This window comes from Arcobacter ellisii (genome assembly GCF_003544915.1).
GTDB classification, from domain to species: Bacteria; Campylobacterota; Campylobacteria; order Campylobacterales; family Arcobacteraceae; genus Aliarcobacter; species Aliarcobacter ellisii.
The window spans coordinates 2,617,463-2,641,787 of the sequence record NZ_CP032097.1 but is presented as its reverse complement, the minus strand read 5'-3'; the positions used below and the strand labels follow the sequence as shown (position 1 = coordinate 2,641,787).

Below are 24,325 nucleotides of genomic sequence, written 5' to 3'. Positions count from 1 at the left end.
TTAGAATGCAAACTCAAAAAAATGTTAAGGTACTTTTAGTGAAAAATTTAGTTATAGTGGAGTCCCCAGCAAAAGCAAAAACAATATCAAAATTTTTGGGTAATGATTTTACCGTTATGGCTTCGATGGGACATGTAAGAGATTTACCAAAATCTAGTTTAGGGTTTGACCCAGATGATAATTTTAAACCAAAATATATGGTTACTGCTGATAAGAAAAAAGTTATAAGTGATTTAAAAAAACATATTACTAAAGATACCACAATTTACCTAGCAGCCGATGAGGATAGAGAGGGAGAAGCCATAGCTTGGCACTTAATTCCCGCACTAAAAATAGAAAAAAATCCTATAAAAAGAATTGTTTTTCATGAAATTACAAAAGATGCAATTTTAAAAGCCTTAGAAAATCCAAGAGATGTTGACCAACATTTAGTTGATGCTCAACAAGCAAGACGTATTTTAGATAGAGCAGTTGGTTATGAACTTTCTCCTTTATTATGGAAAAAAGTAAGATATGGTTTAAGTGCAGGAAGAGTTCAATCTGTTGCTGTTAGAATTATAGTTGATAGAGAAAATGAAATAAGAGCATTTATTCCTGAAGAGTATTGGAAAATAAAAGCTGATTTTATAAATCCAGAATTAAAATCTGAACTTGTAAAAGAAAATGGAAAAACTGCAAAAATTGAAAATGAAGAACAAGCTTTAAAAATTGAAGCTTCTTTAAAACAAGGTATTTATAAACTTGTTGATATTGAAGAAAAAGAGAGCACTAGAAATCCAGCAGCTCCATTTACAACTTCTACTTTACAACAAGAGGCTTCAAGAAAACTTGGGCTTTCAGTAAAACAAACAATGGTTATTGCTCAACAACTTTATGAAGGAAATGTGGGAAATATTCCAAATCATACAGGTGGTTTAATCACTTATATGAGAACAGATTCTTTAAATCTTTCAACAGTTGCTACAACAGCTGCAAAAGCTGTAATTGAGGAAGAGTATGGAAAAGAGTATTCTTTGAGTAAACCAAGAGTTTACAAGTCAACTGCCAAAGGTGCACAAGAAGCTCACGAAGCAATAAGACCAGTTAATTTAGCATTAAAACCAAGTATGATTAAAGAGTTTGTTGAACCAGCTCAATATAGACTTTATAGTCTTATTTGGAAAAGAACACTTGCAACTCAAATGGCACAAGCAAAAATCGCAAATACAACATATAAAATTGAAGCTGGACGTAATAAAGAGTTTGAATTTCAAACTAAAGGTCAAAGAATTATTTTTGCTGGGTTTATGAAAGCTTATACAGAAGGTAGTGATAATCCAGAAGCTGCACTTGATAGCACTGAAAAAATCTTACCAAATATTAAAGTTGGAACGGTTTTAGAGTTAGAAAAATTAGAAAGTGAACAAAAATTTACACAACCACCTGCAAGATATACAGAAGCTTCTTTAGTTAAAAAATTAGAGAGTGAAGGAATCGGAAGACCTTCAACTTACGCTCCAACTATTTCAACTATTCAAGCAAGAGAGTATGTAACAAAAACAGAGGATAAAAAACTAATTCCTACTCAAACAGGTGAAATTGTAAATAGCTTTTTAGTTGACCATTTTTCTGATATTGTAGATTTAGGTTTTACAGCTAAAATTGAAGAAGAGTTTGATGAAATTGCCCTTGGAAAAATAGCTTGGGAACAAGTAATGAAAGATTTCTATGGGAATTTCAAAAAAACAATTGATGAAAAAGAAAGTAGTGTCCAAAAAGAGGATTATTTACAAGTAAGAGAAATCGGAATTGACCCAAAAAGCGGAAAACCAGTTAGTGCAAGAGTTGGAAGATTTGGTCCTTTTGTTCAAATTGGAACAAAAGATGATGAAGAAAAACCAAAATTTGTAGCAATTCCAGACCATCTTAATATGGATACAATTACTTTAGATGAAGCTTTGTTTTTATTTACACTTCCAAGGGTTGTAGGCGTTGATAAAAATGGAGATGAAATTAAAGCAAATATTGGAAGATTTGGACCATATTTACAAGTTAAATCAAAATATTACTCTTTAAAAACAGATGACCCATATACAGTTGATTTAGCTAGAGCAGAAGAGATTATAAAAGAGCTTGATGAAGCTAAAGAAAAATCAACAATTAAAACTTTTGATAAAGAAAAAATCCAAATTTTAGTTGGTCAATATGGACCATATATAAAACAAGGTAGAAAAAACTTTAAAATACCAAAGGGAATTGAAGCAAATGATTTAACACTTGAACAATGCCTTGAAATTATTGAAAAAGATTCAAAAGGTACAACAAAAAGAACTACTGTTAAAAAAGCTTCAACAGAGAAAAAAACAACAGCTAAAAAAACTACTAAAAAGAGCACTGAGAAAAAGTGATTAAAATTGGTATTTTGTCGGATAGTCATTTAAAAAGTGACTATACGAAAGAAGTTATTGATTTTTTAAAAGCACAAAAGTGTGAATATTTAATTCATGCAGGTGATTTATGTATAGAAAAGAATCTTCAACTTTTAGAAGAATCAGAACTTAAATATATAGCAGTTTTTGGAAATAATGATAGAGCTTTACTCTCTTTATCCTCAAAATATAATATAAAAGCTGAGCCATATTACTTTAAAATTCAAGATTTAAAATTTAAACTTATGCATTTACCTTATCATTTAACTCCTGATAGTGATATTGTGATTTTTGGGCATACTCACGAATTTGAATGTGATTATAAAAACAAAACGTTATTCCTAAATCCAGGTGAAGTTTGTGCACGAGAAAAGCCACTAATTGAATGTGCGAAACTAGAGATTAATGAAAATGAGTATATAATCACACGCTATTATAAAAATAAAAATGAAGAAAATTTTAAAAAAGAAGAGATAATTTATGAAAAATAATGATGAGATTTTTTTATGTGCTATTTGTAATATTGAAAGTGGTACATGTAATGAAGACTGTAAATTCTGTACACAAAGTGTAAAGTATAAAGCAGATATCCAAAGATATAAACAAAAAGAGATAGCTCAAATTGTTGAAGAAGCAAAAAGAGCAAGAGCAAATAATGCAAATGGTTTTTGTTTAGTAACAGCTGGAAAAGGATTAACTCCAAAAAGATTAGAGTATGTTTGTGAAGCAGCAAAGGCAATCAAAAAAGAGAATTTAGGTTTAATTTTAATTGCATGTAATGGTATTGCAACAGTTGAAGACCTTCAAACTTTAAAAGACGCTGGAGTTGATGCTTATAATCATAACTTAGAAACAGCAAGAGATTTTTATGATGAAATCTGTACAACTCACCCTTGGGATGATAGATATCAAACTTGTTTAAATGTAAAACAAGTTGGTTTAAGACTTGTATGTGGTGGAATTTTTGGAATGGGGGAGACTCAAGAGCAAAGAATTTCAATGCTTGAATCAATTGCTTCTTTAGAGCCTATGAATGTTCCTTTAAACTTTTTCCATCCAAATGAAGCTTTACCAATTGTAAAAAATACAATTACAAGAGAAGAGGCTTTTGAGCTTATAACACTTGCAAGAAAGATGATTCCAAATGCAATGAAAATTATGGTTGCAGGTGGACGAGAAGTTATGTTTGGTGATGAACAATATAAAATCTTTGAAAAAGGTGCAAATGCCTTTGTTATTGGTGATTATTTAACAACACAAGGAAAAACACCTGCTGATGATATTGCTGAACTTGAAAAACATGGATATAAAATAAAAAGAGAAAGAGATTAATAAGGTAGATTATGAGTGAAGAAATATTAATAATTATCTCAATATCTTTAATAATATTTACTTCACCATTACTCTCAAAATTTTTAAAACTTCCTACAATTCCTGTAGAAATTATGCTTGGAGCAATTGCTGCATACTTTGCTTTTATTGTAGAACATCCAATTTTTCACCTTGTTGCTGAACTTGGATTTTTATATTTGATGTTTTTAGCAGGTCTTGAAATAGATTTGAAAAAACTTTTTTCTATTTCTCCTACAATGCTTAAAAAATCACTTTTATACAATGTTGTGCTTTTTTCAACTTCATTTTTTGTTACTTTATATTTTGATTTATCAAAAATATTTATTGTGATTTTCCCTCTTATATCTATTGGTGTATTAGCTGCACTTAAAAAAGAGTATGGTGATACAGAGTGGATAAAAATGGCATTTATTGTAGGATTAATTGGAGAAATAGTTTCAATTTTTGCTTTAACAACAGTTTCTGCAGTTTTGGAATATGGACTAGGATTTGATTTTTATAAGATTATGGTTCTGTTTTTATTATTTATAGTTACAATGATAATAATTTACAAACTTTTTCATAATCTTATTTGGTGGTTTCCAGAAATTAAAAACTATTTAATGCCAGAAGTTGACCATCAAGAACAAGATATAAGAATTTCAATGGCAATATTTTTCTTAATGATTACAGTTATGATGTATTTACATTTAGAGATTGCTTTTGGAGCTTTTATAGCTGGAATTTTTATTACAACTTTCTTTGAAGAACATAATAAACAACTACCACATAAACTAGAACATTTTGGTTTTGGTTGGTTAGTTCCTATATTTTTTATTTCAGTTGGAGCATCACTTGAAATCGATGCTTTATTGGATTTAGATTTGATTATAAAAGCCTTACTAATTACATTTGTTATGATAATTATTAGATTATTGGCATCTTTATTATTTGTAAATGAAATGGGATGGAATAGATTTTTTATGTTAGGTTTATCTCATGCAATGCCATTAACACTTTTAATTGCAGTTACAACTATTGGATACAATAATCATTCAATTTCACAAGAGTATTATTATGCGCTGATTTTAGCAGCGATATTAGAAGTATTACTTGTTATGGTAATAATTAGAGTAATTACTACTCTAATTAAGTTTAGAAATAGTAATTAAATTATCTTTATAAGTTACATTATAATTTGTAGGTTTTGTAGTAACTTCAATTGCAACTCTAAAGAAACCTTCACTTTTATGATTTCCTACAGCAATTTTTTTGAAGTTTTTAGAATCAATATTCTCATTTTTAGTATTAAAATTTAGTTTTGCTTTATAATCAATTACGATTTTATTCTCTTTTATAATATTAAATTTTTTAGAAACACTATTATCTGTGTGAATAATCAATTTATTATCACTATACTCTATTTTTAAAAATGGAAGAATCTCTTTTGCAACTAATGCATCTTCTTCACTAATATCAGCTCTTGGTTTTACATATACAATTTGTTCAGGTTCTGCAACTTTTGTATTTGCTAACTCTTTTTTTACTATCTCTTTAGTTTTTTGTTCAGTTTGTTTTTTTGTTTTTTGGATTAATGAATCAACTTCTTGTTTTGAATAAGTTTTTGTTACAGGCTTTGTTTCTTTTGGAGTAGTTGTATCAACACTATTTCTATTTGCATTTGACATTTTTTGTTGCATTTCTCTTATATATTGAGCTTCTTGCAACTCTTCAGGTGTTGTTGGTCTTTCATTTGGTTCAATCATTCTTCCTGTTTCTTCTTCAAAAACATCTGTCATAGAAAAAGGATTTTCTCTAGCACTAAGATTTAATGCTAAAACAACTGATAATGTAAATAAAAATAAAGTTTTCATTCTTCTGGCTCCAAATTTTTTAATTCAAAATACTCTTTTTGTAAATAAGCATTTTCCCTTTGCAGTCTCGATATTTCATTTTCAAGATACTCTTTTTTATATTTTAATGAATTATAAACTTGTAAAGAGTTATCTCCAAAAAGAACAATAACTGCATGATAAGATAAAAATATAGTAGCAATCAAAGATATGATTACTACTAATATGAATTTCTTATATGCGTTTAGGTGTTTCATTTATTACTTATTTTTTAGAAAAAGGTTGTTTCCCTAAATATTCAGCATAACCGATTTCAGCTCCAATTTCAAGAAGTCTGTTATATTTTGCAATTCTATCGCTTCTTGCTGTTGAACCTGTTTTAATTTGACCACAATTTAATGCTACAGCAAAATCTGCAATAAATGCATCTTCACTTTCACCTGATCTGTGAGACATAATACAATTGTAGTTGTTTCTTTGTGCAAGTCTAATTGTTTGCATTGTTTCAGAAACTGAACCAATTTGATTTGGTTTAATTAATACTGCATTTGCAATACCTTTTTTAATACCTTCAGCAACAATTGATGCGTTTGTAACAAATAAATCATCTCCAACTAATTGAACAGTTGAACCTAATCTATCAGTTAAAATTTTCCATCCATCCCAATCATCTTCACTTAATCCATCTTCAATAGAAACGATTGGATATTTTGAACATAAATCAGCATAATATTCAACTAATTCAGCTGAAGTTAATTCTCTATTTTCTGAATGTAATTCATATAAACCTTTTTCATTTATTAATTCAGAAGCAGCAACGTCTAAAGCAATAGAGATTTGTTCACCTGCTTTATATCCAGCTTTTTCAATAGCTGTCATAATAACTTGAATTGGTTCTTCATTTGATTTTAAGTTTGGAGCAAATCCACCCTCATCACCAACTGCTGTACTTTCACCCATTGCATCAATAACTTTTTTTAAGTTTTGATAGATTTCTGCAACAGCTCTTAATCCATCATTGAAGTTTTCAAATCCAGTTGGCATAATCATATATTCTTGGAAATCAACAGAGTTATTTGCGTGCTCTCCACCATTAATGATATTAAACATAGGTACAGGCATAGTCATAGCATTTGCTCCACCTAAATATCTATATAATGGAATTTGTAAAGAGTTAGCAGCAGCTCTTGCTACAGCCATAGATACCCCTAAAACAGCATTTGCACCAAGATTTGAATAGTTATGAGTTCCATCAATATCTTTCATTGTTGCATCAACTTCAGCTTGATTAAATGGACTTAATCCAATTAATTCATTTGCAATAGTTGTATTTACATTTTCTACAGCTTTTAAAACGCCTTTTCCTAAAAATCTATTATCACCATCTCTTAATTCTAAGGCTTCTCTTTTTCCTGTACTTGCACCACTTGGTACAATTGCACTTCCTTTTGTACCATCACTTAATATTACAGTTGCTCTTACAGTTGGATTTCCTCTTGAGTCTAATACTTCATCAGCGTAAACATTATCAATAAATACCACTTAGGTCTCCTATTTTCATAATTTGTAAGATTATAGCTAAAAAAGATTTGTTATTTGCTTTTGTGTTTTTTGTTGAAGGAAATTTTGTAGTATTTGTAATCAAAGGAAAAGTTTCCTTTGATTTTTTATGTTATTAATCGTCTAATTCTGTCATATCATCCATATCATCAGCACCACCACTAATGATTGAATCATTTATTCCCATAGATTCAAGAATTTTATTTTCTATTTCACGTGCTATTTCTGGATTATCTTTTAAGAATACTTTTGCATTTTCTCTTCCTTGACCAATTTTTTGGTCACCATAACTAAACCAAGCTCCAGCTTTATCAACAATATCAAGTTTTACACCATAATCAACAAGTTCTCCAGTTTTAGAGATACCTTCTCCAAACATAATGTCAAATTCAGCTTGTTTAAATGGTGCAGCAACTTTATTTTTTACAACTTTTACTTTTACTCTGTTTCCAATTGAATTTTCACCTTGTTTTAGTGTTGCAATTCTTCTAATATCAAGTCTTACAGATGAGTAGAATTTAAGTGCATTTCCACCTGTAGTTGTTTCTGGACTTCCATAACCTGTCATTCCAATTTTCATTCTTATTTGGTTAATAAAAATTACTGTACAGTTCATTTTATTTAATAAACCAGTAATTTTTCTAAGAGCTTTAGACATAAGTCTTGCTTGAACACCCACTTGTTGGTCATCCATATCACCATCAATTTCAACTTTTGGAGTAAGAGCAGCAACTGAATCCACAACGATTAAATCAACAGCACCACTTCTAATAACAGTTTCTAAAATCTCTAAAGCTTGCTCTCCAAAATCTGGTTGAGAAACTAATAAGTTATCAGTATCTACTCCAATATCTTTTGCATATTTTACATCTAAAGCATGTTCTGCATCTATAAATGCACAAACTCCACCAGCTTTTTGTGCTTCAGCAATTGCATGAAGTGTTAAAGTAGTTTTTCCTGAACTTTCAGGTCCATAAATTTCAATAACTCTTCCTTTTGGAAGTCCTCCAACACCAAGTGCTAAATCAAGTCCTAAAGAACCTGTGCTAATTGTTTCTGTTGGAATAACAACTTTATCTCCTAATCTAATAAGAGTTCCTTTCCCAAAAGTTTTGTCAATTTGTTTTATAGCTAATTCAAGTGATTTTTTTTGATTCTCATCCATATTATTTCCTATGTTGATTTGTTTTGTTATATTTTATGTTGGGATTTTAGCAGATATTTTTTAAAGTTCTAATTTTTATTACAATTTGTAATATTTTTTATTTTAAAATATCATCAATCCCATCTTTTTCTATCTTTTCGATAGTTTCAATTGTTTTTATGTGAGCATTTACTCTTTTTTTCATTGTATGTGATTTGATATGTTTTGCAAGTATTTTTGTATATTTTTTATAATTTCTTGAATCTTTCTCAAAAGAAGCAAGTTTTTTTTGTATTTTGATTATGTCTTCTGGAATTGTACTATTTTGCATTTTTTACCTTTAATAAATGAAATAATTTTAACAGAAAATATTTAAAATGATATTATTTAAATATTATCTTTGGTAATATAAAAATAAATTTTTATGGATATCGTATGATGAATACATTAGCACTAATAGGAAGAACAAATGAGTTATTTGTGGAGGATATAAATAATTATGAGAAAGAACTTTCTAAAATAGTATCAAATTCTACATTTTTAGTTATAGGTGGGGCTGGTTCTATTGGTCAAGCTGTAACAAAAGAGATATTCAAAAGAAATCCTAAAAAACTTCATGTTGTTGATATATCAGAAAATAATATGGTTGAATTAGTTCGAGATATTAGAAGTAGTTTTGGTTATATTGATGGAGATTTTGCTACATTCGCACTTGATATAGGAAGCTTTGAATATGATGCTTTTATAAAAGCTGATGGTAAATATGATTATGTTTTAAATCTATCAGCTTTAAAACATGTAAGAAGTGAAAAAGACCCATTTACACTTATGAGAATGATTGAAACTAATGTTTTTAATACAGATAAAACTCTTCAACAATCAATAAAAAATGGAACTAAAAAATACTTTTGTGTAAGTACAGATAAGGCTGCAAATCCTGTAAATATGATGGGTGCAAGTAAAAGAATTATGGAAATGTTTGTAATGCGAAAATCAAAACAAATAAATGTTTCAATGGCAAGATTTGCGAATGTTGCTTTTAGTGATGGAAGTTTATTACATGGCTTTAATCAAAGAATTCAAAAAAATCAACCAATAGTTGCTCCAAATGATATAAAAAGATATTTTGTAACTCCTCAAGAAAGTGGTGAACTTTGCCTTATGTCATGTATTTTCGGTGAAAATAGAGATATCTTTTTCCCAAAATTAAGTGAAAATTTACATCTTATCACTTTTGCAGATATTGCAGTTAAATATTTAAAAAATTTAGGATATGAACCATATTTATGTAAAGATGAAGATGAAGCAAGAGAATTGGTAAAAACTTTACCATTAGAGAGTAAATGGCCTTGTTTATTCACACCTAGTGATACAACAGGTGAAAAAGATTTTGAAGAGTTTTTTACTGATAAAGAAGTTTTAGATATGGCTAAATTTGAAAATCTTGGAATTATTAAAAATGAAGCTTTATTTGATGAAGATAAATTAAATCATTTTGAAAAAACTATTAAAAATTTTAAATCAAATTTATCTTGGACAAAAGAAGATATTGTTAAAGAATTTTTTACGATGATTCCAGATTTTGGGCATAAAGAGACAGGTAAATATCTTGATGGGAAAATGTAATATGCAAAAAACAGTTGATTTTATAAAAGAAACATTTAAAACAAATGAGTTTATACCCTTACATGAACCAAGATTTATTGGTAATGAAAAGAAATATTTAAATGATTGTATAGATTCAACATTTGTATCAAGTGTTGGAAAATATGTAGATACTTTTGAAAAAGAATTTGCCAAAATAGTGGGAAGTAAATTTGCAATAGCAACTGTAAATGGTACCGCTGCTCTTCATATTTCTTTATTATTAGCAGGTGTAAAAAGAGATGATGAAGTTATCACTCAACCACTTACTTTTATAGCAACTTCAAATGCAATAAGTTACCTTGGTGCTAAACCTATATTCATAGATGTTGATTTAGATACGATGGGTTTAAGTCCAAAATCACTTAAAAACTTTTTAGAAACAAATTGTGAAGTAAAAGAGAATATTTGTATAAATAAGACTACAGGAAAAACTATAAAAGCTTGTGTTCCAATGCATACTTTTGGGCATCCATGTAAAATTGAAGAGATAAAAAAGATTTGTGATATTTGGAATATTATTCTAGTAGAAGATGCAGCTGAAAGTTTAGGTTCATTTTATAAAAACAAACATACTGGAACTTTTGGAAAAATCGGTGCATTTTCTTTTAATGGGAATAAAATCATAACTTCTGGTGGCGGTGGTGTTATCGTAACCGATGATGAAGTATTAGCAAAAAGAGCAAAACATATCACTACAACAGCAAAAATTCCCCATCCATATGAATATGTACATGATGAGATAGCATACAACTATAGACTTCCAAATATAAATGCAGCACTTTTAGTTGCACAGTTAGAGCAGTTGGAAAGATTTTTAGTTTCAAAAAGAGAATTAGCAACAAAATATAAAGAGTTTTTTTCAAATTTAGATATAAATTTTATAGAAGAGCCAAAAGATTCAAAATCAAACTATTGGCTTCAAGCTATTTTGTTGAATGATATAAACCAAAGAAATGAATTTTTAGAGTTTTCAAATAAAAATGGTGTTATGACAAGACCTATTTGGAGACTTATGAATGAACTTGAAATGTTTAAAAATTGCCAAAAAGATGATTTAAAAAATGCAAAATATCTTGAAGAAAGAGTTGTAAATATTCCAAGTTCGGTGATTTTATAATGAAAGAAAAAATAGTTCTTATTGGTGGTGGTGGACATTGCCATAGTGTTATTGATGTGATAGAGCAAGAAAATAAATATGAGATTATTGGTATAGTTGATACTAAAGAGAATATTGGTAAAAAAGTTTTAGATTATGAAATTATTGCTTGTGATGATGATTTAGAAACTATTTTCCAAACTTGTAAAAATGCACTCATAACAGTAGGGCAAATTGAATCAAATAAAATAAGAGTTAAAATCTATAATAATTTAAAACAAATAGGTTTTAATTTACCTACAATAATTTCACCTTTAGCATATGTGTCAAAGCATTCATTTATAGATGAAGGCACAATTATAATGCATCAAGCATTTGTAAATACGAATGTAAAAATAGGAAAAAATTGTATAATAAATACAAAAGCTCTTATTGAACATGATTGTGTAATAGGAGATAATTGTCATATTTCAACAGCTAGTGTAATAAACGGTGGTGTTACTGTAAAAGAAAATAGTTTTTTTGGAAGTAATGCGACTTCTAAACAAAGTATAGAAATAGATGGATTTATAAAAGCTGGGAGTCTAGTAAAGTGAAAAATAAATTTGAAAAAGTATTTATAATAGCAGAAGCGGGCGTAAATCATAATGGTTCAATTGAGCTTGCTAAAAAATTGATTGACGTAGCAAGTGAGAGTGGAGCTGATGCCGTTAAATTTCAAACATTTAAGGCTGAAAAATTAGTTTCAAAAAATGCACAAAAAGCAGATTATCAAAAACAAACTACAGATATAAAAGAATCTCAATTTGATATGATAAAAAAACTCGAACTTGATATGGATACCCATAAAGAACTTATGGCTTATTGTAAAACAAAAAATATTATGTTTTTATCAACTCCTTTTGACCATGATAGTATAGAACTTTTAAATGATTTAGGACTTGAAATATTTAAGATACCAAGTGGGGAAATCACAAATTTACCATATCTTAGGCATATTGGAAAACTAAATAAAAAAGTGATTTTATCAACTGGAATGGCTGATATTGGCGAAATTGAAGATGCTTTGGATATTTTGATAAATGCTGGAACAAAAAAAGAAAATATCACAGTTTTACACGCAAATACTATGTACCCAACTCCTATGGAAGATGTAAACTTAAAAGCAATGGTGACTATTGGGAATACTTTTGACATAGCTTTTGGATATAGTGACCACACTTTAGGAATAGAAGTTGATATTGCAGCAGTTGCCTTGGGTGCTTGTTGTATTGAAAAACATTTTACACTTGATTGTACGATGGAAGGACCAGATCATAAGGCAAGTTTAGAACCAGATGAACTAAAAGCTATGGTAAAAGCTATACGAAATATAGAATTAGCTCTAGGAAGTAGTATCAAAAAACCTTCAAAAAGTGAAATGCCAAATATGCAAATAGCTAGAAAATCTATAGTTGCTAAAATGGATATAAAAAAAGGGGATGCTTTTAATGAAAATAATCTTACAATAAAAAGACCAGGAAATGGAATAAACCCTATGCGATGGGATGAAATAGTTGGAAGTGTTGCTACAAAAGATTATAAAGAGGATGAATTAATATGAGTAAATCTTTAGTTTTTAATAAAATACCACTTGAAGAAATCGAAATTGGAATGAGTGTAAGCTATTCTCAAACTATTACAGATTCAGATATAAAATCTTTTGCAGGATTATCAGGAGATAGAAACCCTGTACATTTAGATGAAAATTATGCAAAGAATTCAAGATTTAAAAATAGAATTGCTCATGGTATGATGACTGCTTCTTATTTTTCAGCTTTATTTGGTACTAAAATACCTGGTGAAGGGTGTGTTTATACACATCAATCATTAAATTTTAAAAGACCTGTTTACATTAACGATACAGTAGAAGCTATAGTTACAGTAACAGAAGTCGATATTGAAAAAAGAAAAGTGAGGTTTAAAACTGTATGTAAAGTTGATAACAAAATAGTAACAGATGGAGAAGCAGAACTTTATGTTCCTATTGAATTTAAGAAAATCATGATTAACGATAAAAATGAGTTGCTAAAGTATAAAACTCAAATTTTAGAGTTATTTGAGCATAGTTTTGGTACTCAAATGGATGAAAAACTTTGGAATTGGGCATATATCGATAATCCTAATGGAAATCCAATAATTTCACTTTATTTTGATGATGAAAGATTAGTTGGGCACTATGCTGTAATTCCCATAAAGTTTATACACAACCAACAAAATTTAAATGCTGTTCTTTCAATGACAACTATGGTTGATTCTACTTATAGAAAATATGGTGTTTTTATTGAACAAGCAAATGAAGTTTATCATAAAGCAAGTGAATTAGGTTATAAATTTGTATGTGGTTTTCCAAATAAAAAATCAGCTCCAGGATTTAAAAAACGATTAGATTGGATACTTGAAGAAGATTTGTATGTAGCTAACTTTTCTTATGATGAACTGCAACAAATAGAAAAAAAGAGTTATCTAAATGCAATATCTTTTAATACAGAGGATAAAGAAAATTTAAAATGGAGACTCGGTAAACCAAATCAAAATTACTTTAAGAAGAGTAACCATATTCTTAAAGAGTTTGAAGGGAATTTTGACATAGTTTTTAGTGGAATTGATTTTACAAATCTAGAAAGAGATAAAAAATATAACTTATTGTTAGACCATAGTTTAGTTGAATATTTAGATAAAAAAGAGTTTGATTATATATTTGGTTATAGGTTGTTTGATGCTTCTTTAGATGGTATTGAGTTTAAAAAAGATTTGATTATGTCGGATGTATTTTAATGAAAAAGATATTAGCTTTTAGTTCCATTCGGTCTGATTACGATTTAATGTCACCTCTTTATAGATTACTTCATGAAGATAAGGATATAGATTTTAAAATCATAGTTAGTGGAACTCATTTATCTCATAGCTTTGGTTATAGTGTGGAGCAAATTAGAAAAGATGGTTTTGATATTATACTTGAAATAGAAACTCTTTTAAGCTCAGATACTGGATTATCGAGAGTAAAGAGTGCTAGTTTTTTACTTCAAAATAGTTTAGAAACTATTGCAAAGTTTAATCCAGATTTGATGATATTTGCAGGTGATAGAGAAGATGTACTTATGTATGCGATGATTGGAGGATATTTAAATATTCCAACTATTCATGTATTTGCAGGGGATCATGTGGAAGATGGATATATTGATAATCCTATTCGACATGCAACTTCAAAGCTCTCATCAGTTCATTTTGTAACACTAGAAGAACATAAAAAAAGATTAATTCGGATGGGAGAAGATAAAAAAAGAGTTTTTGTGACGGGAAATATTTCTTTGGATAAATTTGTTCAGTTTCAACCATTAACAAAAAGTGAACTTAAAAATCATTTTAACTTACAAGATATATTTGAAGAGTTTGCTTTGATGATTTTTCACCCTGTTACAGAAGAGATGCCTAATGTTGATACATATTTTGAGAATATTTTGAAAAATTTAGAACAACGAAATATTAATACTTTTGTAAGTTATCCAAATGTAGATCCTGGAAATCAAAAGCTTTTAAAAGTAATAGATAAGTATAAAGAAAATAAAAATTTTATTTTTTATAAAAATCTTGATAGAGATATCTTTATGTCAATTTACAAACATTCAAAATTTATTATTGGTAACTCATCATCTGGAATATGTGAAGCTGCAAGTTTAAAAATACCCGCTATAAATGTTGGGCTTAGACAAACAGGAAGATATGCAGATAAAAATGTAATCTTTTGTGATACAAGTTATCAAGATATAAGTGATGGTATAGATAGAGCTTTATCAAGAGAGTTTTCGAAGAATTTGAAAGATTTAAAAAATTCTTATGGAGATGGAAATAGTGCAAAAAAAGCTTATGAGATAATAAAATTAACTGATTTTAAATCTATGATTGCAAAAGTTGAAGACCCATTAAAGGTAGAATTAATATGAAAAATAAAGTCTTAATAGTTGCAGTTCATCCAGATGATGAAACTTTAGGATGTGGCGGAACTTTATTAAAGCATAAAGCAAATGGTGATGAAATTCATTGGCTTATTTGCACAACTATTGATAAATCAAATAATTATTATGAAATAAGAGAAAAAGAGATAGAAGAAGTATCAAACCTATATAATTTTGATAGTGTAAATAATTTAAGATTAAAAACTATGCAAGTAGATGAATATACTATGAGTGAGCTTGTAGGAAGAATATCAAAAGTGATAAATGAGGTTCAACCAAATATTATCTATCTTCCTTTTAAAGGAGATGTACATAGTGACCATAGAAAAATATTTGAAGCAAGTTATAGTTGTACAAAATCATTTCGATACTCATTTATAAAAAAAATATATATGATAGAAACACTAAGCGAAACAGAGTTTGCTCCAAGTACTAAAGAAGATAGTTTTATTCCAAATGTATTTGTAGATATTGGTGAATATTTTGATAAAAAAATAGAGATTATGAAAATTTTTCAAAGTGAAATAGCAGAGCATCCATTTCCCCGAAGTGAAAGAAATATAAAAGCACTAGCAACTTTTAGAGGAGCTATAAGTGGATGTGAATATGCTGAAAGTTTCATGTTATTAAAGGAAATTTTATGAATATAAATACATTATTGATTACTGAAAATACAAAAATAAAAGAAGCTTTAAAAGTAATTGATAAAGGAGCTATTAGAATAGCTTTAGTTGTAGATGAAAATAATAAACTTTTAGGGACATTAAGTGATGGAGATATTAGAAGAGGGCTTTTAAAAAATTACACATTAGATGATTCTATAAAAGATTTATATTTTAAAAATCCTACAGTTGCATCAAATAGTGAGTCGAAAGAAAAGATAATTCAAAAAGCTATAAAAAATCAAGTCTATCAAATCCCAATAGTTGATGAGAATAATTGTTTAGTAGATATTGTAAATTTAGCAACTTTATTAAATGTGAGTAAAAAGAGAAATAGGGTGATTTTGATGGCAGGAGGACTTGGAACAAGACTTAGACCTCTTACAGAAGATCTACCAAAACCTATGTTAAAAGTTGGGAATAAACCAATTTTGGAAACTATCATCAAAAACTTTGCCTCTCATGGTTTTGTAAATATTACAATAAGTTTAAACTATAAAGCAGAAATCATAAGAGAATATTTTAAAGATGGTAGTGATTTTGGAGTTAATATTGATTATGTAGAAGAAAATACAAGACTTGGAACAGCAGGAGCATTAAGTCTTTTAAAAGAGCAACCAAATGAGCCATTTTTTGTGATGAATGCTGATTTATTGACAGATGTAAATTTTTCAAATTTATTAGATTTTCATTGTTTTGGAAATGCAAATGCAACTATGTGTGTTAGAGAGTATGAATATCAAGTTCCTTATGGAGTTATTGAAATAGAAAATAGTAGCATAGTTTCAATCGTTGAAAAACCTATTAAAAAGTTTTTTGTAAATGCAGGAATTTATGTTTTATCTCCAAATATTTTTGAATTTATTCCAAAAAATGAGTTTTTTGATATGCCAACACTATTTAATATTTTAATAGAAAAACAGAAAAAAGTTTTATCGTTTCCTATTCATGAGTATTGGCTTGACATTGGAAGAATGAGTGATTTTGAACAGGCTCAAAGTGAATATTTTAGGATATTTAATGAATAAAACTTTTTTAGCAATAATTCCTGCTCGTGGTGGAAGTAAAAGATTGCCTCGAAAAAATATTTTAGATTTATGTGGCAAACCACTTATTTCCTATAGTATTGAAGCAGGACTAAAAAGTAAATATATATCTAAAGTAGTAGTTACAAGTGATGATAATGAGATTTTAACTATATCGAAAGAATATGGTGCTGTAACTATTAATAGACCTGAATATTTAGCAAATGATACGGCAACAACTTTTGATGCCCTTGAACATACTATAAATAGTTTAGAAAAATATGACTATATTGTTCTTCTTCAACCAACAAGTCCATTGAGAAATGAAAAGCATATTGATGAAGCAATAGCGTTATTAAATGAAAAAGATGCCAATGCTGTTATAAGTGTTTGTGAAACTGAACACTCACCATTATGGTGTAATACATTGGATGAAGAGTTAAATATGTCAAATTTTTTATCAAAAGAAATTTTAAACAAAAGAAGTCAAGATTTACCCAAATATTATAGAATTAATGGCGCTATTTATATATGTAAAACAGAGGAATTATTGAAAAATAAAGGTTTCTTTTTAAAAGATAAAGTTTTTGCATATATTATGGATAAAAAAGATTCAGTTGATATTGATGAAGAAATAGATTTTATTATAACTGAAAAACTAATGTATATGGATGAGATCAATTAATCATATCTTTATGGCTTTGATAAATTTTGATTAATTGATCAGAAACAAATTCTTGATTTGAACCAATATATGGGTGTCCTATTACAGAAGAACAAACTAAATAAAAAAAAGATTCCATTAATAATTTGGGTTCCATATTATTTCGTGTATAATTATTTATATTTGCTTCAAAAATTAAAAAAAAGTATTTAAGAGTTAATCTAAAAAATAAACTTATGAATAAGCTTATTTTTTCTCCATCAGTTTTTAAGTTTGTAAATTCAACAGCTTGTTGAATAGCATCTCTAAAAGATAAGAATTGATTTACTCTTTCTCCGTAACCATATAACCCAATATGTGCAGATGCAACTTTTGAACTTCCATTTTCAATTAATGTTTGTTCTGCATGACGCTCTAAAACGGATACTTTTGAAGTTGTTATAGCATCAAATTTTGCAGATACTAATAAATCAAAATAAACATGAGGATATGCTTTATGTGAAACAATATTTTCACCTAAAATAGTTAATAAATTACTTTTTTTAATAAGATCTAAATTGTAAATTACACCTGAGATATAATTTCCGATAAATGAAAAACCATTTAAGGCAGAACCTCCAGCTAAAAAATAATTATTTGGATAAATTACACTATTACCTGGATTTTTTAAATCTTTATGAGGTGCAATTGATGGTCTACATACACCAACATTTTTATAATTATTTAAATCAATTAATATAGATTCTAATCCATCAAAATTAACAAAATCCTCATCACTTAAAATCATAATATATTGTGATTTTGCGTAATAAAAACAAGATTTAAAATTACCATGAACTTGAAGATTAGTTTCGTGTTTTATATAGAATAATTGATCATTAGTTTTTGATAAAAGTTCAATTTCCTTATAATCTTCTGTTCCAATAGTTGAGCCATTATCTAAAACTAATACGCACCAATTATGTCTAATGTTTTCTAAAATATTTTTAACATTTTCTAGCGCTCTGTTACCTCTATTGTATGTGATTATACATATTGAAATTTTAAAATTCATAAAAAACCTTTCACAAATATTTACACTTATAGTTAAATATATTATAATTGAAATATTATAAAATGAAAGTTAAAGGTTAATCAATGAAGGTGCTTATTTTAGCAGGAGGATTAGGAACGAGATTATCTGAGGAAACAGAATTAAGACCAAAACCAATGGTTGAAATCGGGGGTAAGCCTATTATTTGGCATATTATGAAAATTTATTCGAAATATAATTTCAATGAATTTGTTATATTACTTGGGTATAAAGGTTATTATATAAAAGAATATTTTATGAATTATTTTCTTCATCAAAGCAATATAACTCTTGATATTCAAACAGGAAAAATGGAAATTTTGGATAGTTCAAGTGAACCATGGAAAATTACACTTCTTGATACTGGAATTAATACTATGACTGGTGCTAGAATAAAAAAAGCTGAAAAGTTTATTGGAAATGAATCTTTTATGTTAACTTATGGTGATGGCGTAGGTGATATAAATATTGAAGAGTTAGTAAAATTTCATAAATCACATGCTAAAACTATTACTATGACTTCTGCTCAACCTGAATCAAGATTTGGAGCGTTAAATATTGGTAAAGAAAACAATGTAACAAGTTTTCAAGAAAAACCAAGAGGAGAAGGAGGTTGGGTGAATGCTGGATTTTTTGTATGCGAACCGAAAATCTTTAATTATCTAACAGAAGATGATAATTTAATATTTGAGCAAGAACCACTGCAGGATTTAGCAAAAGATGGTGAACTTTTTACATATAAGCATCATGGTTTTTGGAAACCTATGGATACTTTAAGAGATAAACATTCGCTTCAAAATATGTGGGAACAAAATAATGCTCCTTGGAAAGTATGGTAATGGATAATCTTTTTTCTGGTATTTATAAAAATAAAACAGTCCTTCTAACTGGACATACTGGTTTTAAAGGTTCATGGCTTAGTTATTGGTTAATACAAATGGGAGCAAAAGTAGTTGGATATTCGCTTGAAGCTCCAACTTATCCAAATCATATAGAACTTTTAAATCTTGATATGATTTCTATTACTGGGGATATAAGAGATTTAGAAAAGTTAAAGCAAACATTTAAAATTTATAAACCAGATATAGTGTTTCATTTAGCTGCACAAGCACTGGTGAGAATGTCTTATGAAAATCCTATTGAGACATATGAAACAAATATAATAGGAACTTTAAAAGTATTTGAAGCTTGTAAAATTGCTAATGTAAAGGCAGTAGTAAATATTACAAGCGATAAAGCTTATGAAAATAAAGAATGGATTTGGGGTTATAGGGAAAACGATCCATTGGGTGGGTATGATCCTTACAGTTCTTCAAAAGGTTGTGCGGATTTGCTTGCAAATTCTTATAGAAATACATTTTTTAATTTAAAAGAATATAAAAAATCACATAATACACTACTTGCAACCTGTAGAGCTGGAAATGTAATTGGTGGAGGTGATTGGGCAAAAGATAGGCTTATATCTGATATTATGCTTTCAGTTTCTAAAGGTAAAAAAGTAAGTATTAGAAATCCAAAAGCGACAAGACCTTGGCAACATGTACTTGAACCATTAAGTGGTTATTTACAAATTGGACAAAAACTTCTTGAAGAAAAAGTTGAATTTGCAGAAGCTTGGAATTTTGGTCCAGCAGATGAGGGTAGTATTACAGTAGAAGAAGTGGTAAAAAATGTCAAAAAACATTGGAATAAAATAGATTATGAGATTGATAGTGACCCAAATCAATTACATGAAGCAAATCTTCTTAAACTTGATTGTTCAAAAGCACATATTCTTTTAAAATGGAAAGATGTTTGGGATAGTGAAACTACATTTGAAAAAACTGTAAAATGGTATAAATCTTATTATGAAGAAGATAAAAATATTTTAACTAAACAAGATTTAGAAAGTTATATTAAAGATGCAAAAATTAGAAATATAGTATGGACAAAATGAATATATTAATCGTTGGTACAAGTTCTATATTTGCAAAGAGACTTATTTCCGCGTTAGAATCAAAAAAGAATTATAATACTTTTTTAAAAAAACATAATATAGAAGATATTTTTGATAAAAGTGGTAAATATTATTCAATTAATTCGATAGATATTGATATCTTAATAAATATAAGCACTTTGAAAAAAGGACTTGATAGTGAAATTTATTATTCTAATATAATATATCCATTAAGAATAATAGAAAAACTAAATTCTAATTTATTAATCATAAATATTGATACAACAGCTTATGAATATAGATATAATTCTTATTCCCATTCAAAAAAAGTTTTTAAGGATTTATTAAAAATTAAGAAATGTAAGTCAATAAATTTAAGAATTGAGCATATTTATGGCTATTATCCTTCAGAAAATATAACATCTTACTTAATAAAAAAAATGATAAAGAATCAAGATATTGACTTATCTTCTGGTGAACAAATTAGAAATTTTATTTATATTGATGATGCGGTTTCGGCAATTATTAGATGTATAGAAAATATTAATCAATTAAATTATAATTCAACTATTGACATTGCTTCGGATGATTATATATCAATAAAAAAATTGGCTAATTTAATAAAAAAATTAATAGCCTCTAAAAGTACTTTGAATTTTGATAGAATTATTATTGATAAAAATGAATTTAAACCAATTACTTTTAATAATACAATATTAAAAAGATTAGAATGGGAACAAAAAATTGGTTTAGTTGATGGTATAAAAAAAGAAATAGATGAGGTTAGAAATGAAATATTCAAAAGATAGATATATATTAAATATAAATGATTTAATAAAATTAAAAGAAATATATATCTATGGTACAGGAGTCAGCTCTAGAAAGTTGAAAGATTTAATTGAAAAAAACAATATTGATTTAAAAATACTAGGATTTGTAGATTCATATAAAGAAACAAGTATATCTGATGATATAAAAATTTACAATATTAAAGATTTTAAAGATTTTAATAAAACAATTGTAATTTGTACTTATTATGAGGAATGGATTGATGAGATAGTTAATTTATTGAAGAATATGAATTTTAATAATTATTTTATAAATATGATTATATTAGATTCTATGTATTACTTAAATCAAGAAAATTATATATTATTTAAAGATAAAATAAAATTTATAAATGAACATTTACAAGATGAAATAGATCGTGAGATTTGGAATTCAACAATTAACGCACTTAAAAATAATATGGATAATCTTCTTCTTTTTGAAAATTATTATTTGTATGGAAATGAACAATATTTAGATTGTATTAAAATTAATAAAAGTGATATTGTTATAGAAGGTGGTGTTTTTGATGGTATTACATCTTTAAAAATAGCTGATTATTTAGGTAGTGATGGAAAATTATATGCATTTGATCCATTAATAAGCAATGAAAAGAATGAGTTATTTTGTAATGATAGAATAGAAATAATAAAAGAAGCACTTTGGAGTGAAAATAAAGATTTATATTTTATAAATAATGGTGCTGGTTCATATGTATCTGAGAATTATAGTGAAAATTTATCTTTTGAAGATTGTATTTTAGTAAAATCTTTAACTGTAGATTATTTTATTAAAAGAAATAATTTAGATAAATTTGATTTCTTAAAGTTAGATGTGGAAGGAGCTGAATTAAATGTATTGCTTGGAGCAATAGATTCTATTAAAAAATATAGACCTAATCTTGCAATATCAATTTATCACTCATTGGAAGATTTTTTTAATATTCCATTTTATTTAATGAGTGAGCTTGATGATTATGATTTTAATATTAGATTGTATTCTGGAGCATTAAAGGATACAGTTTTATATGCTATTCCAAAAAAATATAAGGAAAAATTATGACAGAAGCACAAATAGAGTTACAAAATGCACTTACAACAACTTTCTTAGCAAATCTTGTCTTTTTAAGTGAATATGATAAAGAGCTTTATCTTAAAGTAAATGAACTATCAAAAATGATAGAAAATGGTACCTATAAAGAGAAATATGCATTAGAGTTTATTATGAAAAGTGGAGATTTTGATATATATGATATTGTAAATGATAAATATTTATATAATAAAAAACCAAAGAAAGTAAATGATGATTTAGTAAGAAAAGTACAATTTGATGAAAAGTATTCTATTTTTGATTTACCTGAATATTTTCTTTTTAGAGAACAAACAAAATTAGATTTAGATAAATTTAATCATGAAAAGGGAAGTGATTCTATTTTGACAACTAAAAATAAGATGTGGGAATATTCAAATGTATTAAATGATTTTCTTGATAAAAAGAAAAGAAAGTTAAAGAAAATAAAAAAATTTGTATTCCTTGGTACTTTGTTGGGGAGACATATACCTAGAATAGCAGAAAAAATTGATGCAGAGATGTACTTAGTATTAGAAAGAAATCTTGAAATATTTAGATTGTCTTTATTTACTGTAGATTATACAATACTTGCAAATAAAGGAGTGATTTTTTCTATTATGGATAATTCTTTGATAGAGGAAAATAAGATACTAAAATTTATTAATCTAGAGAATTTAGAAAATTATTTAATTAAAATTTCATCTACAGGATTTAATATTGATCGTTATATAGATATTTTATTGAGTTCTTTGCATTCAGTTAGACCTACGGCATATGATTATATAAGAATGCTATATATTCATGTTAATAGAACAACAAAGATTTTAAGTAATGATTATAAAATATTACATTTAAATAAAATAAATAAAAATAAAGAAATATTTAAAGATATCCCAATTTTATATCTTGCAGCAGGTCCATCGTTAGATGAAAATCTTGATTGGATTAAAAGAAATCAAGATAAATTTTTTATAGTAACAATAGGTGCAGCATATAAAAAATTGTTATCAAATGATATAAAGATTGATTTAATTTCTACTATTGATGAGAGTGATATTTTAGAGAAATTACAATTTGATGATGAAAGTGTTTCTAAAATAAACAAAAAAACAATAATTCTTGCTTCAGTAATGACTAATGAAAAAATATTAAAGAAATTTAATCAGGAAAAATTATTTTTATTTGAAATATTTACACCATTTGAGATTAATAACATTGTTTATGATGGATATAGTGTAGGTGAAATTACTTTAGCAATTTTGATGAATATGAATCCTAAAAAGATATATTTAATAGGATTAGATTTAGCTTTGAATCAAATTACTGGTGAGTCTCATTCTAAAGCATCAAATTCTATTATACAAGTAATTGATTTGAATAAAGAAGAGAGTAGAGAAACATTTAGTCTTGATGAAAGTTTGATTAAAGTAAAAGGTAATATGAAAGAGGAAGTTTTTACTACGTCTTTATTTTATAGTTCAATTAAGAGTACTGAAATTAAGATTGCAAAAAAAGAGGATAATTTAGAAATTTATAATTTATCTTCTCATGGTTCATATTTTGAAGGAACAATACCAAAAAAAATAAATGACTTAAATATTAAGGAATTTACTAAATTAAAGTTAAAAAGAGATGAGTATATTTCTTTTTTGACAGAAAATTCATTTAAAGAATTATCTTTAGAATCAAAAGAGTATTTTAGTAAACAAATAGATTTTTTAAGAAATGATATTAAAAGTATTTTGATGGAATTAAAGAACGATAAAATTGAATTTTATGAAGAATTTTATGAAAAAGTATTTCTAATACCATCTAAAATTTCCCAAAATAATGCACCAATTTTATTTCAAATATTTGCAAATTATTATCAAATGGTAATACCATTTTTATCTTATCATTTTAATAATCTAAGAGTTAAAAATGAAAAGAATAAAGTGAAAAAGATAAAAGAAATTTTTACAAAACAAATTGAAGAAATAATTGACGATTATATAAAATGTCTACAAAGAGTTATATAAAGAGGGTCTAATCC

At 27.1% G+C, this 24,325-nt stretch carries 24 protein-coding genes; 18 read left to right on the top strand and 6 right to left on the bottom strand.

Going from position 1 to position 24,325, the window contains the following annotated elements; translation table 11 throughout:
• Positions 1-38: 38 nt before the first annotated feature.
• From topA to AELL_RS13405, 4 genes are read left to right on the top strand one after another with little or no spacing between them, the layout of a single operon-like run.
• Positions 39-2,387 (top strand): type I DNA topoisomerase, encoded by a 2,349-nt coding sequence (gene topA, locus AELL_RS13420; protein ID WP_118918437.1) that lies wholly within the window; start codon positions 39-41, stop codon positions 2,385-2,387.
• Entirely contained in the window at positions 2,387-2,899 is a 513-nt protein-coding gene (locus tag AELL_RS13415; RefSeq protein WP_118918668.1) for a YfcE family phosphodiesterase, read from the top strand. Before topA ends, AELL_RS13415 begins: the two co-directional genes overlap by 1 nt.
• Positions 2,889-3,740, top strand: a complete 852-nt coding sequence (locus AELL_RS13410; RefSeq protein WP_118918436.1) for a biotin synthase — start codon at positions 2,889-2,891, stop codon at positions 3,738-3,740. Before AELL_RS13415 ends, AELL_RS13410 begins: the two co-directional genes overlap by 11 nt.
• A gap of 11 nt (positions 3,741-3,751) precedes the next feature.
• Positions 3,752-4,912 (top strand): cation:proton antiporter, encoded by a 1,161-nt coding sequence (locus tag AELL_RS13405; RefSeq protein ID WP_118918435.1) that lies wholly within the window; start codon positions 3,752-3,754, stop codon positions 4,910-4,912.
• Here AELL_RS13405 and AELL_RS13400 read toward each other — a convergent pair.
• The 5 genes from AELL_RS13400 to AELL_RS13380 all read right to left on the bottom strand — a co-directional run bounded on the left by AELL_RS13400 (position 4,886) and on the right by AELL_RS13380 (position 8,628).
• Positions 4,886-5,614 (bottom strand): AMIN domain-containing protein, encoded by a 729-nt coding sequence (locus AELL_RS13400; RefSeq protein ID WP_118918434.1) that lies wholly within the window; start codon positions 5,612-5,614, stop codon positions 4,886-4,888. The two genes, AELL_RS13405 and AELL_RS13400, sit on opposite strands and share 27 nt — an antisense overlap.
• Positions 5,611-5,850, bottom strand: coding sequence for an FtsB family cell division protein (locus AELL_RS13395; RefSeq protein WP_118918433.1), 240 nt, complete (start codon positions 5,848-5,850; stop codon positions 5,611-5,613). The genes AELL_RS13400 and AELL_RS13395 overlap by 4 nt, the downstream gene beginning before the upstream one ends.
• Positions 5,851-5,857: 7 nt before the next feature.
• Positions 5,858-7,135, bottom strand: a complete 1,278-nt coding sequence (gene eno / locus AELL_RS13390; RefSeq protein ID WP_118918432.1) for a phosphopyruvate hydratase — start codon at positions 7,133-7,135, stop codon at positions 5,858-5,860.
• A 133-nt stretch (positions 7,136-7,268) separates the two neighbouring features.
• Positions 7,269-8,318, bottom strand: a complete 1,050-nt coding sequence (recA, locus tag AELL_RS13385) for a recombinase RecA (RefSeq protein ID WP_118918431.1) — start codon at positions 8,316-8,318, stop codon at positions 7,269-7,271.
• Between the two features lie 97 nt (positions 8,319-8,415).
• Complete coding sequence (locus tag AELL_RS13380; RefSeq protein WP_118918430.1) at positions 8,416-8,628, bottom strand: hypothetical protein; 213 nt, start codon at positions 8,626-8,628, stop codon at positions 8,416-8,418.
• Between the two features lie 104 nt (positions 8,629-8,732).
• Between AELL_RS13380 and AELL_RS13375 the strand changes: the two genes are divergently transcribed.
• The 9 genes from AELL_RS13375 to AELL_RS13335 are packed head-to-tail and all read left to right on the top strand — an operon-like array spanning position 8,733 to position 17,407.
• A complete protein-coding gene (locus AELL_RS13375; protein WP_118918429.1) occupies positions 8,733-9,923 on the top strand; it encodes a UDP-N-acetylglucosamine 4,6-dehydratase in 1,191 nt (396 codons plus the stop codon).
• Position 9,924: 1 nt separating this feature from the next.
• Positions 9,925-11,061: a LegC family aminotransferase gene (locus tag AELL_RS13370; protein ID WP_118918667.1), complete on the top strand. Its 1,137-nt coding sequence runs from the start codon at positions 9,925-9,927 to the stop codon at positions 11,059-11,061.
• On the top strand, positions 11,061-11,636 hold the full coding sequence (locus tag AELL_RS13365; RefSeq protein ID WP_118918428.1) for a NeuD/PglB/VioB family sugar acetyltransferase: 576 nt from the start codon (positions 11,061-11,063) through the stop codon (positions 11,634-11,636). The genes AELL_RS13370 and AELL_RS13365 overlap by 1 nt, the downstream gene beginning before the upstream one ends.
• On the top strand, positions 11,633-12,643 hold the full coding sequence (neuB, locus tag AELL_RS13360) for an N-acetylneuraminate synthase (protein ID WP_118918427.1): 1,011 nt from the start codon (positions 11,633-11,635) through the stop codon (positions 12,641-12,643). The genes AELL_RS13365 and neuB overlap by 4 nt, the downstream gene beginning before the upstream one ends.
• Positions 12,640-13,857: a GNAT family N-acetyltransferase gene (locus tag AELL_RS13355; protein ID WP_118918426.1), complete on the top strand. Its 1,218-nt coding sequence runs from the start codon at positions 12,640-12,642 to the stop codon at positions 13,855-13,857. The genes neuB and AELL_RS13355 overlap by 4 nt, the downstream gene beginning before the upstream one ends.
• Positions 13,857-15,023, top strand: a complete 1,167-nt coding sequence (gene neuC, locus AELL_RS13350) for a UDP-N-acetylglucosamine 2-epimerase (protein WP_118918425.1) — start codon at positions 13,857-13,859, stop codon at positions 15,021-15,023. The genes AELL_RS13355 and neuC overlap by 1 nt, the downstream gene beginning before the upstream one ends.
• On the top strand, positions 15,020-15,679 hold the full coding sequence (locus AELL_RS13345) for a PIG-L deacetylase family protein (RefSeq protein ID WP_118918424.1): 660 nt from the start codon (positions 15,020-15,022) through the stop codon (positions 15,677-15,679). The genes neuC and AELL_RS13345 overlap by 4 nt, the downstream gene beginning before the upstream one ends.
• Positions 15,676-16,725, top strand: a complete 1,050-nt coding sequence (locus AELL_RS13340) for a nucleotidyltransferase family protein (protein WP_118918423.1) — start codon at positions 15,676-15,678, stop codon at positions 16,723-16,725. The genes AELL_RS13345 and AELL_RS13340 overlap by 4 nt, the downstream gene beginning before the upstream one ends.
• Complete coding sequence (locus AELL_RS13335; RefSeq protein WP_118918422.1) at positions 16,718-17,407, top strand: acylneuraminate cytidylyltransferase family protein; 690 nt, start codon at positions 16,718-16,720, stop codon at positions 17,405-17,407. Before AELL_RS13340 ends, AELL_RS13335 begins: the two co-directional genes overlap by 8 nt.
• Here the strand turns inward: AELL_RS13335 and AELL_RS13330 are convergent.
• Entirely contained in the window at positions 17,400-18,440 is a 1,041-nt protein-coding gene (locus AELL_RS13330) for a glycosyltransferase family 2 protein (protein WP_118918421.1), read from the bottom strand. The genes AELL_RS13335 and AELL_RS13330 overlap by 8 nt on opposite strands.
• An 83-nt stretch (positions 18,441-18,523) precedes the next feature.
• On the opposite strand from AELL_RS13330, the gene rfbF reads away from it, so the two are divergent.
• Genes rfbF through AELL_RS13305 form a run of 5 tightly spaced genes read left to right on the top strand, consistent with a single transcriptional unit; the run spans position 18,524 to position 24,311 of the window.
• Positions 18,524-19,297, top strand: coding sequence for a glucose-1-phosphate cytidylyltransferase (rfbF, locus tag AELL_RS13325; protein ID WP_118918420.1), 774 nt, complete (start codon positions 18,524-18,526; stop codon positions 19,295-19,297).
• Entirely contained in the window at positions 19,297-20,394 is a 1,098-nt protein-coding gene (gene rfbG, locus AELL_RS13320; protein WP_118918419.1) for a CDP-glucose 4,6-dehydratase, read from the top strand. Before rfbF ends, rfbG begins: the two co-directional genes overlap by 1 nt.
• On the top strand, positions 20,391-21,203 hold the full coding sequence (locus AELL_RS13315; protein ID WP_164967210.1) for an NAD-dependent epimerase/dehydratase family protein: 813 nt from the start codon (positions 20,391-20,393) through the stop codon (positions 21,201-21,203). Before rfbG ends, AELL_RS13315 begins: the two co-directional genes overlap by 4 nt.
• Positions 21,184-22,284: an FkbM family methyltransferase gene (locus AELL_RS13310; protein WP_164967211.1), complete on the top strand. Its 1,101-nt coding sequence runs from the start codon at positions 21,184-21,186 to the stop codon at positions 22,282-22,284. The genes AELL_RS13315 and AELL_RS13310 overlap by 20 nt, the downstream gene beginning before the upstream one ends.
• The gene (locus tag AELL_RS13305) at positions 22,281-24,311 is read left to right on the top strand and encodes a 6-hydroxymethylpterin diphosphokinase MptE-like protein (protein ID WP_118918416.1); all 2,031 of its coding nucleotides are present in this window, start codon (positions 22,281-22,283) and stop codon (positions 24,309-24,311) included. Before AELL_RS13310 ends, AELL_RS13305 begins: the two co-directional genes overlap by 4 nt.
• The last annotated feature ends 14 nt before the right edge of the window (positions 24,312-24,325 follow it).

Excerpts from the sequence above, each read along its gene's own strand:
- AELL_RS13375 (WP_118918429.1), top strand. The coding sequence starts at position 8,733 with ATGATGAATACATTAGCACTAATAGGAAGAACAAATGAGTTATTTGTG.
- AELL_RS13410 (WP_118918436.1), top strand. The coding sequence starts at position 2,889 with ATGAAAAATAATGATGAGATTTTTTTATGTGCTATTTGTAATATTGAA.
- rfbF (WP_118918420.1), top strand. The coding sequence starts at position 18,524 with ATGAAGGTGCTTATTTTAGCAGGAGGATTAGGAACGAGATTATCTGAG.
- AELL_RS13335 (WP_118918422.1), top strand. The coding sequence starts at position 16,718 with ATGAATAAAACTTTTTTAGCAATAATTCCTGCTCGTGGTGGAAGTAAA.
- AELL_RS13395 (WP_118918433.1), bottom strand. The coding sequence starts at position 5,850 with ATGAAACACCTAAACGCATATAAGAAATTCATATTAGTAGTAATCATA.
- AELL_RS13340 (WP_118918423.1), top strand. The coding sequence starts at position 15,676 with ATGAATATAAATACATTATTGATTACTGAAAATACAAAAATAAAAGAA.
- AELL_RS13310 (WP_164967211.1), top strand. The coding sequence starts at position 21,184 with ATGAAATATTCAAAAGATAGATATATATTAAATATAAATGATTTAATA.
- recA (WP_118918431.1), bottom strand. The coding sequence starts at position 8,318 with ATGGATGAGAATCAAAAAAAATCACTTGAATTAGCTATAAAACAAATT.
- AELL_RS13305 (WP_118918416.1), top strand. The coding sequence starts at position 22,281 with ATGACAGAAGCACAAATAGAGTTACAAAATGCACTTACAACAACTTTC.
- AELL_RS13405 (WP_118918435.1), top strand. The coding sequence starts at position 3,752 with ATGAGTGAAGAAATATTAATAATTATCTCAATATCTTTAATAATATTT.
- AELL_RS13400 (WP_118918434.1), bottom strand. The coding sequence starts at position 5,614 with ATGAAAACTTTATTTTTATTTACATTATCAGTTGTTTTAGCATTAAAT.
- AELL_RS13365 (WP_118918428.1), top strand. The coding sequence starts at position 11,061 with ATGAAAGAAAAAATAGTTCTTATTGGTGGTGGTGGACATTGCCATAGT.
- AELL_RS13355 (WP_118918426.1), top strand. The coding sequence starts at position 12,640 with ATGAGTAAATCTTTAGTTTTTAATAAAATACCACTTGAAGAAATCGAA.
- AELL_RS13345 (WP_118918424.1), top strand. The coding sequence starts at position 15,020 with ATGAAAAATAAAGTCTTAATAGTTGCAGTTCATCCAGATGATGAAACT.
- AELL_RS13370 (WP_118918667.1), top strand. The coding sequence starts at position 9,925 with ATGCAAAAAACAGTTGATTTTATAAAAGAAACATTTAAAACAAATGAG.
- AELL_RS13315 (WP_164967210.1), top strand. The coding sequence starts at position 20,391 with ATGAATATATTAATCGTTGGTACAAGTTCTATATTTGCAAAGAGACTT.
- AELL_RS13330 (WP_118918421.1), bottom strand. The coding sequence starts at position 18,440 with ATGAATTTTAAAATTTCAATATGTATAATCACATACAATAGAGGTAAC.
- AELL_RS13380 (WP_118918430.1), bottom strand. The coding sequence starts at position 8,628 with ATGCAAAATAGTACAATTCCAGAAGACATAATCAAAATACAAAAAAAA.
- neuC (WP_118918425.1), top strand. The coding sequence starts at position 13,857 with ATGAAAAAGATATTAGCTTTTAGTTCCATTCGGTCTGATTACGATTTA.
- rfbG (WP_118918419.1), top strand. The coding sequence starts at position 19,297 with ATGGATAATCTTTTTTCTGGTATTTATAAAAATAAAACAGTCCTTCTA.